The 17999-nt window shown below is 71.0% G+C and carries 16 protein-coding genes and 1 riboswitch; of the genes, 11 read left to right on the forward strand and 5 right to left on the reverse strand.

Translation table 11 applies throughout. From position 1 onward, the window contains the following. Nucleotides 1–34: 34 nt before the first annotated feature. The 10 genes from GUY61_RS06760 (at nucleotide 35) to GUY61_RS06805 (ending at nucleotide 9946) form a co-directional block, all read left to right on the forward strand. Nucleotides 35–850, forward strand: coding sequence for an SOS response-associated peptidase (locus GUY61_RS06760; protein WP_166629140.1), 816 nt, complete (start codon nucleotides 35–37; stop codon nucleotides 848–850). 67 nt (nucleotides 851–917) lie between these two features. Beyond that, on the forward strand, nucleotides 918–1571 hold the full coding sequence (locus GUY61_RS06765; protein ID WP_166629141.1) for an alpha/beta family hydrolase: 654 nt from the start codon (nucleotides 918–920) through the stop codon (nucleotides 1569–1571). A 263-nt stretch (nucleotides 1572–1834) separates the two neighbouring features. Further along, nucleotides 1835–2512, forward strand: a complete 678-nt coding sequence (locus GUY61_RS06770) for a sigma-70 family RNA polymerase sigma factor (protein WP_166629142.1) — start codon at nucleotides 1835–1837, stop codon at nucleotides 2510–2512. Next, complete coding sequence (gene rsrA / locus GUY61_RS06775; RefSeq protein ID WP_166629143.1) at nucleotides 2509–2802, forward strand: mycothiol system anti-sigma-R factor; 294 nt, start codon at nucleotides 2509–2511, stop codon at nucleotides 2800–2802. Before GUY61_RS06770 ends, rsrA begins: the two co-directional genes overlap by 4 nt. Before the next feature lie 179 nt (nucleotides 2803–2981). Beyond that, nucleotides 2982–4424: an HD-GYP domain-containing protein gene (locus GUY61_RS06780; protein WP_166629144.1), complete on the forward strand. Its 1443-nt coding sequence runs from the start codon at nucleotides 2982–2984 to the stop codon at nucleotides 4422–4424. Beyond that, nucleotides 4421–5686 (forward strand): HD-GYP domain-containing protein, encoded by a 1266-nt coding sequence (locus tag GUY61_RS06785; RefSeq protein ID WP_166629145.1) that lies wholly within the window; start codon nucleotides 4421–4423, stop codon nucleotides 5684–5686. Before GUY61_RS06780 ends, GUY61_RS06785 begins: the two co-directional genes overlap by 4 nt. Before the next feature lie 157 nt (nucleotides 5687–5843). Further along, nucleotides 5844–6830, forward strand: a complete 987-nt coding sequence (locus tag GUY61_RS06790; protein WP_166629146.1) for a hypothetical protein — start codon at nucleotides 5844–5846, stop codon at nucleotides 6828–6830. Nucleotides 6831–6927: 97 nt separating this feature from the next. After that, nucleotides 6928–7578 (forward strand): peptide deformylase, encoded by a 651-nt coding sequence (gene def / locus GUY61_RS06795; RefSeq protein WP_166629147.1) that lies wholly within the window; start codon nucleotides 6928–6930, stop codon nucleotides 7576–7578. A gap of 405 nt (nucleotides 7579–7983) precedes the next feature. Continuing rightward, a complete protein-coding gene (locus GUY61_RS06800) occupies nucleotides 7984–9003 on the forward strand; it encodes a terpene synthase family protein (RefSeq protein WP_166629155.1) in 1020 nt (339 codons plus the stop codon). Nucleotides 9004–9208: 205 nt separating this feature from the next. After that, nucleotides 9209–9946: a D-Ala-D-Ala carboxypeptidase family metallohydrolase gene (locus GUY61_RS06805; RefSeq protein ID WP_166629148.1), complete on the forward strand. Its 738-nt coding sequence runs from the start codon at nucleotides 9209–9211 to the stop codon at nucleotides 9944–9946. A 64-nt stretch (nucleotides 9947–10010) separates the two neighbouring features. Here GUY61_RS06805 and GUY61_RS06810 read toward each other — a convergent pair whose 3' ends face one another. Further along, the gene (locus GUY61_RS06810) at nucleotides 10011–10982 is read right to left on the reverse strand and encodes a helix-turn-helix domain-containing protein (RefSeq protein WP_166629149.1); all 972 of its coding nucleotides are present in this window, start codon (nucleotides 10980–10982) and stop codon (nucleotides 10011–10013) included. 93 nt (nucleotides 10983–11075) lie between these two features. Between GUY61_RS06810 and GUY61_RS06815 the strand changes: the two genes are divergently transcribed. Continuing rightward, nucleotides 11076–11264: a hypothetical protein gene (locus GUY61_RS06815; protein WP_166629150.1), complete on the forward strand. Its 189-nt coding sequence runs from the start codon at nucleotides 11076–11078 to the stop codon at nucleotides 11262–11264. A 243-nt stretch (nucleotides 11265–11507) separates the two neighbouring features. On the opposite strand, the gene GUY61_RS06820 is transcribed toward GUY61_RS06815, so the two are convergent. The 4 genes from GUY61_RS06820 to GUY61_RS06835 all read right to left on the reverse strand — a co-directional run bounded on the left by GUY61_RS06820 (nucleotide 11508) and on the right by GUY61_RS06835 (nucleotide 17742). Further along, nucleotides 11508–12533, reverse strand: a complete 1026-nt coding sequence (locus tag GUY61_RS06820) for a ribonucleotide-diphosphate reductase subunit beta (protein WP_166629151.1) — start codon at nucleotides 12531–12533, stop codon at nucleotides 11508–11510. Continuing rightward, the gene (locus GUY61_RS06825) at nucleotides 12533–14920 is read right to left on the reverse strand and encodes a ribonucleoside-diphosphate reductase subunit alpha (RefSeq protein ID WP_166629152.1); all 2388 of its coding nucleotides are present in this window, start codon (nucleotides 14918–14920) and stop codon (nucleotides 12533–12535) included. Before GUY61_RS06825 ends, GUY61_RS06820 begins: the two co-directional genes overlap by 1 nt. Before the next feature lie 145 nt (nucleotides 14921–15065). Further along, a riboswitch (cobalamin riboswitch) is annotated at nucleotides 15066–15235 on the reverse strand. 252 nt (nucleotides 15236–15487) lie between these two features. Then, nucleotides 15488–15697 (reverse strand): YbdD/YjiX family protein, encoded by a 210-nt coding sequence (locus tag GUY61_RS06830; RefSeq protein ID WP_166629153.1) that lies wholly within the window; start codon nucleotides 15695–15697, stop codon nucleotides 15488–15490. Next, on the reverse strand, nucleotides 15694–17742 hold the full coding sequence (locus GUY61_RS06835; RefSeq protein WP_166629156.1) for a carbon starvation CstA family protein: 2049 nt from the start codon (nucleotides 17740–17742) through the stop codon (nucleotides 15694–15696). The genes GUY61_RS06830 and GUY61_RS06835 overlap by 4 nt, the downstream gene beginning before the upstream one ends. Nucleotides 17743–17999 lie beyond the last annotated feature (257 nt).

The following is a 17999-nucleotide window of genomic DNA, read 5'->3' on the forward strand; positions in this document are numbered from 1 at the left end:
TCACACTCTTTCGGGGTCTGGCAGTCTGGCACTCATGTGCGGACGGTACGCAGCGAGTCGCAGACCCGAGGATCTCGCAGGAATCTTTGAGATCGAGAAGTGGGACGCGGAGGAGACCCTCGCCCCCGACTGGAACGTGGCTCCCACGAAGGACGTCTACGCCGTCCTCGAACGCCCCCTGAAGAACACCGGCGACCCGCGGCCCGTCCGGCAGCTGCGCGCGCTGAAGTGGGGGCTCGTGCCGTCCTGGGCGAAGTCGCCCGAGGGAGCGGCGCGGATGATCAACGCGCGGGCCGAGACCGTGCACGAGAAGCCCGCGTACAGGAGGGCCTTCCTCGGCCGCCGCTGCCTGCTGCCCGCCGACGGGTACTACGAGTGGGTCACCGGCGTCGAGGAGCGGCAGCTCGAGGAGCAGGGGAGGAAGAAGCGGCCGCGCAAGCAGCCGTACTTCGTGACCCCGGTGGACGGCTCCGTCATGGCGCTGGCCGGGCTGTACGAGTTCTGGCGTGACCGCACCCTTCCCGACGACCACCCGCGCGCCTGGTGGGCGACCTGCACGGTGCTGACCACCGACGCGGAGACGAGCGAGCTGCCGGGGTACGAGGGGCACGGGCCGCGCTCGCTCGACCGGATCCATCCCCGGATGCCGCTGATGCTGACGCCCGACCGCTGGCAGGACTGGCTGGACCCGAACCGCACGGACGTCGACGACCTGCGGTCGCTGCTGGTGCCCCCGGCCGCGGGGGCCGTCCGGGCCTACCCGGTGGGCACCGAGGTCAGCAACGTCCGCAACAACGGGCCCGAGCTGCTGAAGGAACTGCCCGCACCGGAGGAGGAGACCCTCTTCTGAGGAGCGGCCCGGTGCTGTGCCGGGCTCCGGGACCGGGGCCAGGACGGGGGACGGGGGACGGGGCAGGATGTGCTCCGTGACACAGAGCGAGATCGTCGAGACCCCGGCCGGGGACGCCCGTATCACCTGGCACCGGGCCCGGCGTGCCCGGCTGACCCTTGCCGTCGGTCACGGCGCCGGCGGCGGCATCGAGGCACGTGACCTGCGTGCGCTGGCCGGGGAACTGCCCGCCCACGGCGTCACGGTCGCCCTCGTGGAGCAGCCCTGGCGGGTCGCGGGAAAGCGGCTGGCGCCCGCGCCCAGGACACTGGACGCCGCCTGGACCGCCCTGTGGCCCGCGCTGGAGAAGGCCGGGACCCCGCTCGTCGCCGGCGGGCGCAGCGCCGGGGCCCGGGTGGCGTGCCGCACCGCCGCAGGTCTCGGGGCGGCGGCCGTGCTGGCGCTGAGCTTCCCGCTGCACCCGCCGGGCCGGCCGGAGCGTTCCCGCGCCGGCGAACTGCTCGGCTCCGGGCTGCCCACCCTCGTCGTCCAGGGCGGTAACGACCCCTTCGGGCGCCCGGACGAGTTCCCCGCGGGCGACTACCGGCTGACCGAGGTGCCCTACGGCGACCACGGCTTCGCCGTGCCCAAGAAGGCGCTCCTCGGGCAGGACGAGGCGCTGGAGATCATCACCCGTTCCGTCGCGGCGTGGGCGGGCGGACTCACGCCCGACGGCGGGTGAACCTTCGGGAATGCGCGTGGGCGGGCCGCTGTTGTGCGGGGCGTCGGAAGAACGCAGCAGGAGAGGGAGTCCGCCGCATGGGTTCGACCATCTGCCCCGGCCGCACACAGTCCACCGGCCTGGACTGGACCGTGTTGCCGGCGGCCGGGACCGCCCCGCGTCGGGCGGCGGGCGGGCGGGACAGTCAGAGCTTCCCGGCCGAGGGTCGACTATTCTCCGAATCGAGCGGGTCCGCATTCGGATCCGCAGCAGCGTCGGAGGAGGTGGGTCCTGTCACTGGGACCGACGAAGGAACGACCGCACAGCCCGAGGACGCCGCGGAGAGCGTGGCGGAGCGCAACGCGCGCTTCGAGCGTGACGCGCTGGCCTTCCTCGACCAGATGTACTCTGCCGCGCTGCGCATGACGCGCAACGCCGCGGACGCCGAGGACCTCGTCCAGGAGACCTACGCCAAGGCGTACGGCTCCTTCCACCAGTTCCGTGAGGGCACCAACCTCAAGGCGTGGCTGTACCGCATCCTGACGAACACCTTCATCAACACGTACCGGAAGAAGCAGCGCGAGCCGCAGCGCAGTGCCGCCGAGGAGATCGAGGACTGGCAGCTCGCGCGCGCCGAGTCCCACATGTCGACGGGGCTGCGCTCCGCCGAGTCGCAGGCGCTCGACCACCTGCCCGACTCGGACGTGAAGGAGGCGCTGCAGGCGATCCCCGAGGAGTTCCGTATCGCCGTCTATCTCGCGGACGTCGAGGGCTTTGCGTACAAGGAGATCGCGGACATCATGGGTACACCCATCGGCACGGTGATGTCGCGGCTGCACCGCGGACGCCGCCAGCTGCGCGGCATGCTCGAGGACTACGCGCGCGAGCGCGGCCTGGTCCCGGCGGGTGCCGGTGGTACCGGTGGTACGGACGAGCACAACGGGAAAGGCTCGGGGTCATGAGCTGCGGAGAGCCGCACGAGACGGACTGCTCAGAGATTCTCGACCATCTCTACGAGTTCCTCGACCGTGAGATGCCCGAGGGCGACTGCACGAAGTTCGAGCACCACTTCGAGGAGTGCTCGCCCTGCCTCGAGAAGTACGGACTCGAGCAGGCGGTGAAGAAGCTGGTCAAGCGGTGCTGCGGCCAGGACGACGTGCCGACCGACCTGCGGTCGAAGGTCATGGGCCGGATCGACCTGATCCGTGCCGGCGAGGCGGTTCCCGACAAGGACGTCGCCACCCAGGAGTAGTCCGGGGCAGGGGCGTCCGCTCCCCCCGGTGTGAGGACCGTGGCGCATGATGCGCCACGGTCCTTCCGTTTGTCACCCGAAGGGTGCTCTTTACGCCGATCCGGCCCGCCGGGCTCCGATGCGCGCCTATTCTCACGGTCCGGTACGCGCTGCGGTGATGTCGGGGAGGAGAAGGCGGCATGCGGACGGTTCCGTCAAGGGCGCGCGTCTGTGTGCTGTGCGCCGTCGTGGTCGCCGTCTGCTGCGTGTTCCCCGCTCTGAGCGCCCCGCGCACGCCCTGGGGTGTGGTCGCGCTGCTCGCCACGCTCTACGCGCTGTGCGAGCAGGCGCCCCGCTGCCCGCTGCTGGGACGCGACGCCCCCATCGGTATGGGCTCGTTCTTCCCCGTCCTGCTCGCCGGGGTCTTCCTGCTGCCGCCCGAGGCGGCCGCCCTGGTCGCCGTGCCCGGCTCGCTGGTCGGGCAGGTCGAGCGGCGGCACGCCTGGACCCGCCGGACCTGGCGGGCCGCCGAACTGGCCACGGCCACCTTCTGCGCGGCCGCGGCGTACGAGGCCCTGGGCGGGCGGCAGGCGCTCGGCGGGCCGGGGAGCGCCCCGGACTTCCCCTACGGACTGCTCCCCGCCGCGGCCGCCACCCTCGTCCTCGGCCTCGTCCTCGCCACGTTCGGGGGCGCCATCCTGGCCACCGCCGAGCGCAGGCCGTTCGGCGCGGCCTGGCGGGGCCTGGTGGCCCGCTCGCTCGGCCCGCACCTGGTGCACGGCCTGGCCGGGCTGATGATGGCGGTGCTGTGGCGCAGCCCGTACGGGGCTCCCGCCGCGCTGCTCGTACTGCTCCCCATGTACCTGTCCTGCTGGGTGTTCGCCCAGTACCACCGCGAGCGCGCCGCCCACCAGGCCACCATCCGGGCACTCGTCCAGGCCGTGGACATCAAGGACGAGTACACCCGCGGGCACAGTGAGCGGGTCGGCAGCGCCTCCGTGCTCATCGCCAGGGAACTCGGCATGGACGAGGAGCGGCTGGAGGTGCTGCGGTTCGCGGGCATCCTGCACGACGTCGGCAAACTCGGCGTACCGACCCGCGTGCTGCGCAAGGACGGCCCGCTGACCCCCGAGGAACGCCGGGTCATCGAACTCCACCCGGAGTACGGGCACGAGATGGTGCGCGGCATCGGCTTCCTCGGCGAGGCCAGGGCCGCGATCCTGCACCACCACGAACGCATGGACGGCAGCGGCTACCCCTACGGGCTGTCCGGGGACCGCATCCCCGAGTTCGCGCGCGTCGTCGCGGTCGCCGACGCCTTCGACGCCATGACCTCGACCCGCTGCTACAGCAGGGCCCGCCCGGTGGCCGTGGCCGTCGAGGAGCTGCAGAAATGCGCGGGCCGCCAGTTCGACCCGCGGATGGTCAGGGCGCTGGTGCGCGCGCTGGACCGGCGCGGATGGCGGCCCGCCGTGACCGCCGACGAGCCGGCCGCCCCGCGCGGAAACGTCCCTCCGGCCCCGGCCTGCCGCCCGGGTCTCCCGGCCGGCGAGGTCCGCGGCGCGCAGGACACCGCACCCCGCGCCGCAGTGAACGCGGGTCCCGGCCGGCCGGTTGCGGGGGAACGGGGGAGAGCCGGATGACCGGGGAGCGGCGGACGCCGTACCTCGTCGGCGCCGTCCACGCCCTCGCGGGCACGCTGGTCGCCGTCGCGCTCGGCACGACACTGTGGCACGGGGTCGAGCAGCCCGGGATCGCGCTCGCCTTCGGTGTCTTCATCGCGGTGGGCGAGGCCGCGCGGCGGCACGGCGAGGGCGTCACGGGGGACAGGGAGCCCGCGCCGCTCGGCGCGGCGGGCGCGCTGGCGTACGCGCTGCTCGGCGAGGTGGGCGGACGGCCGAGCACCCACGGGGTCTTCCAGGTCCTCACGGTGGTCTTCGCCGCCGTCCTCGCCGGGGCCGCCCCGCACGTGGCGGTCGGCCGCGGACCCTGCCCGGACCATGTGGCACGCCGCGTTCTGACCGTCGGCTTCGCCGCGGTCTGCTTCCAGCCGCTGTACAACTCGGGGCAGCTGGAGGAATGGACCGGCCTGGGCCCGTCCTACGTGCCGGTGCTGCTGGTCCTGCTGGTGCTGACCGCGCTGTGCGACGCCGTGCTCGCCTCCGCCATGGCCAGGTCCCGTACGGGCTGGCCCTACGGGCCGCTGCTGCGCGAGCAGTTGCGGGCGCTGCCCGGCATCGGCTCGGCGATCTGCGCGACCGGGGCCGTCATGGCGCTCGCGGCGGCCGTCGCCGGCCTGTGGGCGCTGCCCGTCTTCTGCCTGCCCCTGCTGCTGACGCAGGTCTCCTTCCGGAGGTACGCCGCGGTGCGGACGACCTACCGGCAGACGATCACCTCGCTGGCCCGGTCGACCGAGATCGCCGGTTACACGCGCCCGGGACATGCGCGCAGGGTCGCCGCCCTCAGCCGGGCCGTGGGGCGCGAGCTGGGCCTGGCCGAGCCCGATCTCACCGTGCTCGAATACGCGGCGCTGATGCACGACATCGGCCAGCTGTCGCTCGTCGATCCGGTCCCGGAGGGCGCCACCGCGCCCCTTCCCCCCGCGCAGCAGCGCCGGATCGCGCTGCTCGGCGGGGCCGTCGTACGGCAGACCGGGGTGCCGCCCGAGGTCGCGGTGGTCGTCGAGCGGCAGGCCGACCCGTACCGCGAGCAGCCGCTGCCCGCCCGCATCGTCCGGGCCGTCAACGCGTACGACGACCTGGCGGCGGCCGATCCACCGGGCGGTCCGCTCGGAGCCCTCGAACAGCTGCGGCTCGGCACCGGGCACGACTACCAGCCGGAGGTCGTCGAATCCCTCGCCCGCGTCCTGTCAAGAGGCAGTCTGACCTCCGTCCCGCCTGGGTAACCCATGGGTAATGAGCGGCCCCGTGAGCGGGCATGGTTGGATGCGAAGGAGAGACGTCCGCAGACCTCCGCGAGGCTGCACCGGATGGACCGGCAGGCAGGGAAAGCAGGCAGGGATTCAGGCGGGACAGGCGGGACAGGCGGGACAGGCGGGAATCGTGAGGATCTTCGGGAAGGTACGGCACAGGCCGTCCGCCTCATGGCGGCAGGCCACCGACCGCGCGTTCACGCTGATCGGCGACGGCCGGTACGAGGACGCGGGCGCGCTGCTGACGCGCGCCGCCGACCTCGAACCCTGGCTCTCCGAGTCCTGGTTCAACCTGGCGCTGCTGCACAAGTTCCGGCACGACTGGGAGCAGGCACGCGCCGCCGGTCTGCGGGCCGTGGCCCTGCTGGACCGGGAGACCGGCGCCCCGGACTGGTGGAACGTCGGGATCGCCGCGACCGCCCTGCAGGACTGGCCGCTGGCGCGCCGCGCCTGGCAGGCGTACGGGCTGCGGGTGCCCGGCGAGACCACGGCCTCCGGCGAGCCGCTCGGCATGGAGCTGGGCAGCGCGGCCGTCAGGCTCTCCCCCGAGGGCGAGGCCGAGGTGGTGTGGGGCCGCAGGCTCGATCCGGCGCGCATGGAGGTGCAGTCCATTCCGCTGCCCTCGAGCGGCCGGCGCTGGGGCGAGGTCGTCCTCCACGACGGGGTGCCGCACGGCGAGCGGGTCACCTCGGCGGGTCCGTCGTACCCCGTCTTCGACGAGATCGAGCTCTGGGCGCCCTCACCGGTCCCGACCTGGGTGGTGCTGCTGGAGGCGGACACCGAGGCCGACCGCGACGCCCTGGAGCGGCTGGCGGCCGACGCGGGCTACGCGGCCGAGGACTGGTCCTCGTCCGTGCGGCTGCTGTGCCGGGCCTGTTCGGAGAGCCGCATGCCCAGCGATGAGGGCGACGGGGAGCCGCACCTGGACCCTCACGACCACAGCGAGCCCGGCCATCCCGGGCCGCTCGGCCACCGCACCGCCTCCGGCGAGCTGTGGGTGCCGGAGCGCGAGTGCGGGCTGGCGGCCCCCGCGGGGCTGGTGCGCGGGCTGCTGGACGGCTGGGTCGCCGACAGCCCGGACACCCGTGACTGGCGGGACCTCGAAGAGGTGTGCTGAAGAAGCTCCGCGGGCTCCGGGCGCGACGGGCGACCCTTAGGCTGTACGGGCAGCACATCCAGGGTTCTCGTGAGGTTCAGGAAGGCGTACGGCGGACATGTCGCAGCAGGAGACGGAGCAGCAGGTGACCGGCAGCCCGGCCGTGGACGACGAGGGTTTCGTCATCGACACGGAGGACACCGAGGAGCGCGAGTCGGCGTACCGCGAGCGCGGCACCGTGCGCCCCATCACCGTGGTCGGCAACCCGGTGCTGCACCGTGAGTGCCAGGACGTCACGGAGTTCGACGACAAGCTCGCCGCCCTCGTGGACGACATGTTCGCGAGCCAGCGGGCCGCTGAGGGCGTGGGACTGGCCGCCAACCAGATCGGGGTGGACCTGAAGGTCTTCGTGTACGACTGCCCCGACGACGAGGGCAGGCGGCACGTCGGCGTGGTCTGCAACCCGGTGCTGGAGGATCTGCCGGCCGAGGCGCGCCACCTGGACGACTCCAACGAGGGCTGCCTGTCCGTCCCGACCGCGTACGCCTCCCTGGCCCGCCCCGACTACGCGGTCGTGCGGGGCCGGGACGCCGCGGGCAATCCGATCAAGGTGCGCGGCACGGGCTACTTCGCGCGCTGCCTCCAGCACGAGACGGACCATCTGTACGGGCGGCTCTACATCGACCGGCTGTCCAAGCGCGAGCGCAAGGACGCGCTGCGGCAGATGGCCGAGGGAACCCCGCGCTACGAGACCGTCCCGAACGACTGAGCCAGGACCGCCCCGACGGGCCGGCGGGACGTCGCCTCTCGCGCGCGGCCGGAAGAGGACCCCGGCCGCGCCCGCCCGGCTTTGCAGGTGCCCGGTTCCTGTGGCACGAGGGAAGCGTGTCGCGCGAGGGGACGTTCCCGGCGGAGCCGGGTAGTGACTGTGGCAAATCTGTTCCGCGGAAGGTCCGTTGCGTGCTCAAGTAGAGGACGCGGATAAGCCACGGCGTGCGCCCGCCACACCGTAGGGCGCATCGCCTCGAGCGGCTGAGAGGACCTTCCCGTGTCTGCCTTCTCACAGAGCGTCTCCTTACCCGGAACCACGACCGCCGCACAGATCGCAGCACCATCTCGTACCGCCTCCCGTACAGCGCCTGCGTCGCCGGCCCCCCCGGCGCTGGCCATCCCACTGATCGAGAGCGCTTTTCCACGGCAACTCCATCCGTACTGGCCGAGGCTTCAGGAGAGCACCAGGAACTGGCTGCTGGAGAAACGGCTCATGCCCGCCGACAAGGTCGAGCGGTACGCGGACGGCCTGCTCTACACGGACCTCGTCGCCGGTTACTACCTGGGCGCCTCCGACGAGGTGCTCTCCGCGATCTCCGACTTCACCGCGTGGTTCTTCGCCTGGGACGACCGCCAGGACCGTGATGTCGTCCACGGACGCGAGTCGGCCTGGCTCCGGCTGTGCGTCCGGCTCCAATCGGCGCTGGAGTCCCCCGAGGAGTACATGCACCACCGGGACCCGCTCGTCGCGGGGTTCGCCGATTCCGTCTCGCGTATCTACGGCTGGCTGGGGCCCATCTGGAACGCCCGGTTCGCGCGGCACTTCCACCGCACGATCGATGCGTGCGACCAGGAGTTCATCAACCGCACGACGCGGACGGTCCCCGAGCCGGGGGCGTACCTGGAACTGCGCCGCCTGACCTTCGGGCACTGGATCTGGACCGATCTGCTGGAACTCGTCGCGCGCTGTGAACTCCCCGACGAGGTGCGCAAGCACGGCGCTTTCCGGCAGGCGGCACTCGCCACCCAGGATTTCGCCGCCTGGTACAACGACCTGTGCTCGCTCCCCAAGGAGTACGCGGGCGGCGAGATACACAACCTCGGAATCGTCCTCATCAGACATGAGGGTCTGTCCGTCGAGGAGGCGACCGCGGAGGTCCGCCGGCGCGCCGGGCGGTGTGTCACCGAGTTCCTGGAGGCCGAGCGCGCGGTGCTGCTCCTCGCCGACGAGGCCGCGGACGGGACCTTCCGCGGCGCCGAACTGAGCGCCGCCCTGAAGTCGTGTGTCGGCAACATGCGGAACTGGTTCTCCTCCGTGTACTGGTGGCACCACGAGTCCGGCCGGTACCGGGTCGACAGCTGGGACGACCCGTCCACGCCGCCGTACGTCAGCGACGGGCCGGCGGCGCACGAGGAGGGGTGATTCCGTAGGCACCGGCGCGGCGCGTGCACCGCAGCGCGTGCCGCGCCGGTGCACGCACGCGCACGTCCGACGGCGTGCCGCCGGCACCAATGGTCGGGCCAATGACCGGTACCGGTGCCCGGTTGACGGGTGACGGGCGGTACGGCCAGTCTCAGCGGTGCACCGCCGTCAGTGTTCGTATCCGTCATGGAGGCCTGGAGGGCCGATGCTCAGACGTACCGCACGACTTCTGCTCAGTTTTGTCATGGTCATGGCCGGAATCTTCGGTGTGTCCCTCGCGACGGCCGGCACGGCCCAGGCGGACGGCTGCTACACCTGGTCGCGCAACCTCTCCGAAGGCATGTCGGGAGCCGACGTCACCCAGCTCCAGATCAGGGTCGCCGGATACCCCGGCTACGGCGGCGTGCTCGCCATCGACGGCTCGTACGGACCGGCCACCAAGGCGGCGGTCACCCGCTTCCAGCAGGCGTACGGCCTCACGGCGGACGGCCTGGCGGGCCCGCAGACCTTCAACAAGCTCTACGCCCTGCAGGACGACGACTGCACGCCGCTCCACTTCTCCTACGCCGAGCTCAACCAGTGCAACTCCACCTGGGCGGGCGGGGCGGTGAGCGCCGCGACCGCCAAGTCGAACGCGCTGCGCTCCATGTGGAAGCTGGAGGCCCTGCGGCACGCGCTCGGCGACCAGTCCATCAGGGTGACCAGCGGATTCCGCTCGACGGCGTGCAACGACGCGGTCGGCGGCGCCTCCAACAGCCGCCATCTGTACGGGGACGCGGTCGACCTGGGCGCGGGCCCGCACTCGCTCTGCACGCTCGCCAAGCAGGCCCGCAACCACGGCTTCAACGGCATCCTCGGCCCGGGCTACCCCGGACACGGCGATCACACCCACGTCGACCACCGGTCGAGCCGCTTCTGGTCGGCGTCCAGCTGCGGGATCTGACCGCCCCGCCTTCCGGGCCGCCTTCCGGGCCGTCGTCCGGACTGCCGCTGCGTGAACGCCGCTGCTACGCGGCCCGGGTGTCCCCCCGGAACGTGCGCCGGTAGGCGTTCGGGGTGGTGCCGAGCGTGCGCAGGAACTGGTGGCGCATCGCCGCGGCGTTGCCGAAACCGGCACGCCCGGCGATCGCGTCCACCGTCTCGTCCGTCGCCTCCAGCAGCTGCTGGGCCAGCAGCACCCGCTGGCGCAGCAGCCAGCGGTACGGGGTGGTGCCGGTCTCCTGCTGGAAGCGGCGGGCGAAGGTGCGCGGGGACATCAGGGCGCGGGCGGCCAGCCGCTCGACGGTGATCTCCTCGTCCAGGTGGCGTTCCATCCAGGCGAGCGTCTCGCCGACCGTGTCACAAGGAGAACTGGGCAGCGGCCGGTCGATGTACTGCGCCTGGCCGCCGTCCCGGTGCGGGGGCACCACCATGCGGCGGGCGATGGCATTGGCGACCTTGATGCCGTGCTCCTGGCGCACGATGTGCAGACAGGCGTCGATACCGGCGGCGGTGCCCGCAGAGGTGATCACCGACCCGGAGTCCACGTACAGCACGTCCGGATTCACCCTGGCGCGGGGGTGGCGGCGTACCAGCTCGGCCGCGTGCCTCCAGTGGGTCGTGCAGTCGCGGTCGTCCAGCAGCCCCGCCGCGCCCAGCATGAAGGCGCCGCTGCACACGCTCAGCACCCGCGCGCCCCGGTCCACGGCCCGACGCAGCGCGTCCATCAGGGGCTCGGGGTAGGGGCGCTCCTCGAAGCGCTGACCGGCCGGGATCGCGATGAGATCGGCCTCGTCGAGCCGGTCGAGACCGTGCGGCACGGAGATCGTGAAGGTTCCGGAACGCGTGCCGACCGCCCCGGGGCCCTCCGCCGCGCACACGGCGAAGTCGTATACGGGCAGCCCCTCTTCGCTCCGGTCGAGACCGAAGACCTCACAGATCACGCCCAGTTCGAACGGGCTCACCCCGTCGACGAGGGCCACGGCGACGTTTCTCAGCATGGCACGCAGTGTGGCACGTCGGTGGCAGTAATTCGATGGTGTGCGGCAGTCCTGCCACTCACGTTCCGGGGTCCCGCACAGCAGAGTGGAGGCATGAACACATTCCTCGGCCACCTCGCCGTATTGTCGGCCTTCGTCCTTCTGGCCGCCCCGTCCCTGGCCTGGTACGCCCGCGACCGCCGCGTCGACCGGCAGCTGCGCGCCGCGGCCGCCGGCAAACCGCCGGGCCCCCAGGGCGAGCGGCAGCCGGTCCACCGGCGTCACTTCGAGCACGCGGCCTAGCCGGCGGCGGCGCGGGGCGGCCGCCGGACCGGGGCGCGCCCCGTCCTAGTGCCGCGTCAGCCAAGGTTCGCCCCGTCGCGACGCCCTGCACGGCACTCCCCCGCAGCCCTCCGGGCGCGGGAGGTACCCCCACGCTGCGTTGGCCGAAAGCCCGAGTAGGCCCACTACGAGGGCTTCCAGCCGCCTTGCGATGCACCGCACCGGACGCCGCTCCTCAGCGGGCAAACCCTGACTGACGCGGCACTAGAAGTCGTCGTCGAAGGCGACCGAGCCCTCCACCGCGACCTGATACGCCGACGGGCGGCGCTCGAAGAAGTTGGTCAGTTCCTGGACGCCCTGCAGCTCCATGAACGAGAAGGGGTTCTCGGAGCCGTACACGGGGGCGAAGCCCAGCCGGGAGAGCCGCTGGTCGGCGACGCACTCCAGATACTGGCGCATGGACTCGGTGTTCATGCCGGGCAGGCCGTCACCGCACAGGTCGCGCCCGAACTGGAGCTCTGCCTCGACGGCCTCCCGGATCATGTCGGTGACCTGCCGCTGGAGTTCGTCGTCGAAGAGGTCCGGCTCCTCCTTGCGGACGGTGTCCACGACCTCGAACGCGAAGTTCATGTGCATCGTCTCGTCACGGAACACCCAGTTGGTGCCCGTGGCGAGGCCGTGCAGCAGGCCGCGGGAGCGGAACCAGTACACGTAGGCGAAGGCGCCGTAGAAGAACAGGCCCTCGATGCAGGCCGCGAAGCAGATCAGGTTCAGCAGGAAGCGGCGGCGGTCGGACCTCGACTCCAGCCGGTCGATGGTCTCCACCGAGTCCATCCACTTGAAGCAGAACTCGGCCTTCTCCCTGATGGAGGGGATGTTCTCCACGGCCGCGAAGGCCGCTGACCGGTCCTCGGGATCGGGGAGATAGGTGTCGAGCAGCGTCAGATAGAACTGGACGTGCACGGCCTCTTCGAAGAGCTGGCGGGACAGATACAGCCGTGCCTCGGGGGAGTTGATGTGCTTGTACAGCGTCAGCACCAGGTTGTTCGCGACGATCGAGTCGCCGGTCGCGAAGAACGCGACCAGCCGCCCGATCAGATGCTGCTCGCCCGGCGTGAGCCGGCCCAGGTCGGCCACGTCCGAGTGGAGGTCGACCTCCTCCACCGTCCAGGTGTTCTTGATGGCGTCCCGGTAGCGCTCGTAGAAGTCCGGGTACCGCATGGGGCGCAGGGTCAGTTCGAAGCCCGGGTCGAGCAGGTTCTTCTCGGTCTTCTCGGGTGCGGTCGTCATTACTGGCAGGCCTCGCAGGACTCGGGGTTTTCGAGGGAGCAGGCGACCGCTTCCGGATCGGCGGCCTGCTGCACGGGAATCGTGGGGGCGGCCGTCCGGGACTGCGCGGCGCGGGCGATCCGGGTCGCGGGGCGGGACCGCAGGTAGTACGTCGTCTTCAGCCCCTGCTTCCAGGCGTACGCGTACATCGAACTGAGCTTGCCGATGGTCGGCGTCTCCAGGAACAGGTTCAGCGACTGCGACTGGTCGAGGAACGGGGTGCGCCCCGCCGCCATGTCGATCAGCGCGCGCTGCGGCAGCTCCCACGCCGTGCGGTACAGCGCCCGGATCCCCTCGGGCACCCAGGTGAAGCCCTGCACGGAACCGCTCGACTCGCGCAGGGCCTCCCGGGTCTGCGCGTCCCACACCCCGAGCCGCTTGAGGTCCTCCACCAGGTAGGAGTTCACCTGGAGGAACTCGCCGGACAGCGTCTCGCGCTTGAAGAGGTTGGAGACCTGCGGCTCGATGCACTCGTAGACACCCGCGATGGAGGCGATCGTCGCGGTCGGCGCGATCGCCAGCAGCAGCGAGTTGCGCATACCGGCGGAGGCGACGCGGGCCCGCAGTGCGGCCCAGCGCTCCGGCCACTCCGGCTCGACGTCGTAGTGGTCCGGATGCAGCACCCCGCGCGCGGCACGGGTCTGCTGCCAGGCCGGCAGCGGCCCGTTGCGCTCGGCCAGGCCGGTGGAGGCCTCGTAGGCCGCGAGCATGATCCGTTCGGCGATCCGCGTCGAAAGGGCCTTCGCCGCCGCCGAGTCGAAGGGGAGCCGCAGCTTGAAGAAGACGTCCTGCAGCCCCATCACGCCCAGGCCCACCGGGCGCCACCTGGCATTGGAGCGGCGGGCCTGCTCGGTCGGGTAGTAGTTGATGTCGACGACCCGGTCGAGGAAGGTCACGGCCGTGCGGACGGTCTCGTCCAGCCGCTCCCAGTCGATGCCGTCACCGGCGACGAAGGCACCCAGGTTCACCGAGCCCAGGTTGCAGACGGCCGTCTCGCCGTCGTCGGTGACCTCCAGGATCTCCGTGCACAGATTGGACGAGTGCACCACACGGCCGGGCTCGGCGGTCTGGTTCGCCGTGCGGTTCGAGGCGTCCTTGAAGGTCATCCAGCCGTTGCCGGTCTGAGCGAGGGTGCGCATCATCCGGCCGTAGAGTTCCCGGGCGGGAAGGGTCCTGCGCGCCAGCCCGGCCGCCTCCGCCTCGCGGTACGCCTTGTCGAACTCCTCGCCCCACAGGTCCACCAGGCCCGGCACGTCGACGGGGGAGAACAGGGACCACTCGGCGTCCGCCTCGACGCGGCGCATGAACTCGTCCGGGATCCAGTGCGCCAGGTTGAGGTTGTGCGTGCGCCGGGCGTCCTCGCCCGTGTTGTCGCGCAGCTCCAGGAACTCCTCGATGTCGGAGTGCCAGGTCTCCAGGTAGACCGCCGCCGCGCCCTTGCGCCGGCCGCCCTGGTTCACCGCGGCCACGGAGGCGTCCAGGGTCTTCAGAAACGGCACGATGCCGTTGGAGTGTCCGTTGGTGCCGCGGATCAGCGAACCCCGGGCGCGGATACGGGAGTAGGAGAGCCCGATGCCGCCCGCGTGCTTCGACAGCCGGGCCACCTGGTGGTAGCGGTCGTAGATCGAGTCGAGTTCGTCCCGGGGGGAGTCCAGCAGGTAGCAGGAGGACATCTGCGGGTGCCGCGTACCGGAGTTGAACAGCGTGGGGGAGGACGGCAGGTACTCCAGCCGACTCATCAGCCGGTACAGCGCGGTGACCTCGTCGACCGACCGGGAGCTGTCGTCCTCGGCGAGGCCGCAGGCGACCCGCAGCATGAAGTGCTGTGGTGTCTCGATGACCTGACGGCTCATCGGGTGACGCAGCAGATAGCGGCTGTGCAGCGTGCGCAGCCCGAAGTAGCCGAAGCGGTCGTCGGCGCCGTCGGCGAGGGTCTTCTCGACCAGCGCGTCCAGCCGGTCCGCGTAGCGCCGCACGAACTCGGCGGTGCGGTCGGCGATCAGGCCCTCGCGATGCCCCACCTCCACGGACTCGGAGAACGAACGCACTCCCTGCCCGGCGGCCTCCTCGGCGACGGCCGCGGTCAGCAGGCGGGCCGCGAGCCGTGAGTAGGCCGGGTCCTCGGAGATCAGGCCGGCGGCCGCCTCGGTGGCCAGCCCGCGCAACTCCGCCTCGTCCGACCCCGCGTGCCGGCCGCGCAGGGCGGCGGCGGCGACCCGTCCGGGGTCGGTGTCGGGCAGATCGGCGGTGAGGTCGGTCAGGGTCCGCAGCAGCGCGGTCCCGGGGGCGTCGGTGTCCCCGGCGCCGTTCGCCACACCTGAAGCCGGATCAGCGGGTGCGATGGTCACGTGGTGCTCTCCCTCGCTCGGCCTGGGGCCCTCGGGGCGGGGGCGCGTCCGCTCGCGGGCATGCGGAACCAGGGGTCCCGGGCACACCGCGCGGCGTCCGCCGGCCCAACCTCGAGGCCCGGACGTCAATTCCGCCCGGGTCGGTCGAACCGGGCGCACTGTCGGCAGGTCCTCGGACTCACGGGTACGACTCACGGGTACGCGAATGGCCACCTATACACCGTTGCGGGACAGTTCCGGATTTGCACCGGATTCCCCTGCGGCGACAGCGAGCATGAGCATACATCTAGTGCCGCCGCCCGAGAGCACCCCTACATCTTGTGTCATGGACTGACAGGCTTCCACTGCATTGGTACCGAGAGCTCCTACTCGTGGGTCCTCGGAGTGATGCCCGGTGGGGGCTCCCGGTCACGCCTCGGAGCCCGCCCGGATCCCGGTTGTTCACGGAGGCCGACGGGCCGGGCGCCATGCAGTCAGCGTGCGGCAGGGGATACGACAACGGGCCCCGGAGCCTCCTGTGCCGTGGAGAACTCCGGGGCCCGTCGCCCGGGATTGTGGACGAGACGGTCAGCAGCAGCGGAAGCCCTCCCGGGGATCCGCCTCCTGCCGGTCCGTCCGCATCCGCTCGAAGGCCCGCCGTGAGAGCACGGGCGCCTCCGGGTCGTGCCCGCGTACGTGGGCGACATAGTTGTCGTAGGCCGATTCGCCGGTCAGTTCGCGGACGTACCAGCGGATCCGGCTCAGCCGGTCGCGTACTTTCGTGGCGCTGGTCCTCATGGCACTAGTAGCTCCGCCTTCTCCTCCTTGGTGGGGATCAGTCCCGCGGGCGCCACCAACTGCGATTCCACATAGGACGCTTCCTTCAGCGGAGCCGACTCCGGGTTGCGCAGGTACCTCACGCACAGCCGGGCCGCGTCGGCGATCACGATGATGACGAGCAGCGCGAAGAGGGCGGCCAGAATGCCGTCCACCGTGGAGTTGGTGACGATGGTGTGCATGTCGTCCATGTTCTTCGCGGGTGCGATGACCTCGCCGGCGTCGATTCCGTCGGCGTACTTCTCGCGCTGCGCGAAGAAACCGAGCTTGACGTCGTCGGAGAACACCTTCTGCCAGCTCGCGGTGAGTGTCACCGCCACGTCCCAGGCGAGCGGGACCGCGGTGACCCAGGCCCACTTCAGCCGTCCCGACTTGATGAGCAGGGTGGTGCAGACGGTCAGCGCGACGGCGGCCAGCAACTGGTTGGCGATACCGAACAGCGGGAAGAGCTGGTTGATGCCGCCCAGCGGCTCGTGGACGCCCACCCACAGGAAGTAGCCCCAGGCGCCGACGACGATCGCCGAGGCGGCCCACAGGCCCGGCTTCCAGCTGACGTTGCGGAAGGGCTTGTAGACGTTGCCCAGCATGTCCTGGAGCATGAACCGGCCGACGCGGGTGCCCGCGTCCACGGTCGTCAGGATGAACAGCGCCTCGAACATGATCGCGAAGTGATACCAGAAGGCCTTCATCCCGGAGCCGCCGAAGACCTGGGAGAAGATCTCCGACATGCCCACCGCGAGGGTGGGCGCGCCACCGGTCCGCGAGAGCAGCGATTCCTCCTCGACCTCTCTGGCCGCCCGGGCCAGATCCTCCGGGGAGATGGTGAAACCGAGATTGGCGACGGCCTGCGAGGCGGACTGGACGGAATCGCCGATGACCCCGGCAGGCGCGTTCATCGCGAAGTACAGACCCGGTTCGATGATGCACGCGGCCGTCATCGCCATGACGGCGACGAACGACTCCATCAGCATCGAGCCGTAGCCGATCATCCGTACCTGCGTCTCCTTCTGGATCATCTTCGGGGTGGTGCCCGAGGAGACCAGGGAATGGAATCCGGACAGCGCGCCACAGGCGATCGTGATGAACACGAAGGGGAACAGCGAACCCGCGAAGACGGGCCCCTGGCCATTCCCGGCGAATTCGGTGACGGCGTCCATCTTCATGCCGGGCAGCGCGATGACGACACCCAGTGCGAGCAGTGCGATCGTGCCGATCTTCATGAAGGTGGAGAGGTAGTCGCGGGGCGCGAGCAGCATCCACACCGGGAGCACGGAGGCGACGAATCCGTAGATCACCAGCCAGACCACGAGCGTGCCGGGGGCGAGCGTGAAGGCGTCCGCCCAGGAGGACTCCGCGACCCAGCGGCCCGCCACGATGGCGAACAGCAGCAGGGCGACACCGATCACCGAGACCTCGGTGACCCGGCCAGGCCGCAGCACCCGCAGGTAGAAGCCCATCAGGAAGGCGATCGGGATCGTCATCGCGATGGAGAAGGTGCCCCACGGCGAGCCGGCGAGCGCGTTGACGACGACGAGGGCCAGCACCGCCAGCAGGATGATCATGATGGCGAAGACGGCGACGAGCGCCGCCGCGCCGCCCACGGGGCCGATCTCCTCACGGGCCATCTGGCCGAGCGACTTTCCGTCCCGGCGCATCGAGAAGAACAGCGTGACCATGTCCTGGACGGCCCCGGCGAAGATCACGCCGACGATGATCCAGATTGTTCCCGGAAGGTAGCCCATCTGGGCGGCCAGCACGGGACCGACGAGCGGACCGGCCCCGGCGATCGCGGCGAAGTGGTGGCCGAGCAGCACCCGGCGGTCGGTCGGGTGGTAGTCGATGCCGTTGTTCAGGCGCTCCGCGGGCGTGGCGCGGTTCTTGTCCACGCGCAATACGCGGGTCGCGATGAACCGGGAGTAGAAGCGATAGGCGATGGCGTACGAGCCGAGGGCGGCCGCGACCATCCATGCGGCCGAGACCTCCTCGCCTCGAGCCAGCGCGAGCATGGACCAGCCCGCCGCGCCGATGAGCGCGACGACGGTCCAGATGGCTATGGTTCTTGGGCTAGCGGTACGCACGGGTCGTCCTCCCGTCCACGAATGACGGAAGGACCGTAGAGCAGGAAATTGATCTGCGCTACGGCTCGATACGCATTTGAGGCTGCCGGATTTCCGATTCGTCCCGCAAAGTGGTTCTGAGCGGCCATAATGCGCGCCGCCAAGGAATGTGACCCGTCTCCGGCCCGCCCCCGGACCGGAAGCCC

Source organism: Streptomyces sp. GC420 (assembly GCF_009916105.1).
In the GTDB taxonomy this organism is placed as follows: domain Bacteria; phylum Actinomycetota; class Actinomycetes; order Streptomycetales; family Streptomycetaceae; genus Streptomyces.

Excerpts from the sequence above, each read along its gene's own strand:
- GUY61_RS06760 (WP_166629140.1), top strand. The coding sequence starts at position 35 with ATGTGCGGACGGTACGCAGCGAGTCGCAGACCCGAGGATCTCGCAGGA.
- GUY61_RS06765 (WP_166629141.1), top strand. The coding sequence starts at position 918 with ATGTGCTCCGTGACACAGAGCGAGATCGTCGAGACCCCGGCCGGGGAC.
- rsrA (WP_166629143.1), top strand. The coding sequence starts at position 2,509 with ATGAGCTGCGGAGAGCCGCACGAGACGGACTGCTCAGAGATTCTCGAC.
- GUY61_RS06780 (WP_166629144.1), top strand. The coding sequence starts at position 2,982 with ATGCGGACGGTTCCGTCAAGGGCGCGCGTCTGTGTGCTGTGCGCCGTC.
- GUY61_RS06785 (WP_166629145.1), top strand. The coding sequence starts at position 4,421 with ATGACCGGGGAGCGGCGGACGCCGTACCTCGTCGGCGCCGTCCACGCC.
- def (WP_166629147.1), top strand. The coding sequence starts at position 6,928 with ATGTCGCAGCAGGAGACGGAGCAGCAGGTGACCGGCAGCCCGGCCGTG.
- GUY61_RS06805 (WP_166629148.1), top strand. The coding sequence starts at position 9,209 with ATGCTCAGACGTACCGCACGACTTCTGCTCAGTTTTGTCATGGTCATG.
- GUY61_RS06810 (WP_166629149.1), bottom strand. The coding sequence starts at position 10,982 with ATGCTGAGAAACGTCGCCGTGGCCCTCGTCGACGGGGTGAGCCCGTTC.
- GUY61_RS06815 (WP_166629150.1), top strand. The coding sequence starts at position 11,076 with ATGAACACATTCCTCGGCCACCTCGCCGTATTGTCGGCCTTCGTCCTT.
- GUY61_RS06820 (WP_166629151.1), bottom strand. The coding sequence starts at position 12,533 with ATGACGACCGCACCCGAGAAGACCGAGAAGAACCTGCTCGACCCGGGC.
- GUY61_RS06830 (WP_166629153.1), bottom strand. The coding sequence starts at position 15,697 with ATGAGGACCAGCGCCACGAAAGTACGCGACCGGCTGAGCCGGATCCGC.
- GUY61_RS06835 (WP_166629156.1), bottom strand. The coding sequence starts at position 17,742 with ATGCTCGCGCTGGCTCGAGGCGAGGAGGTCTCGGCCGCATGGATGGTC.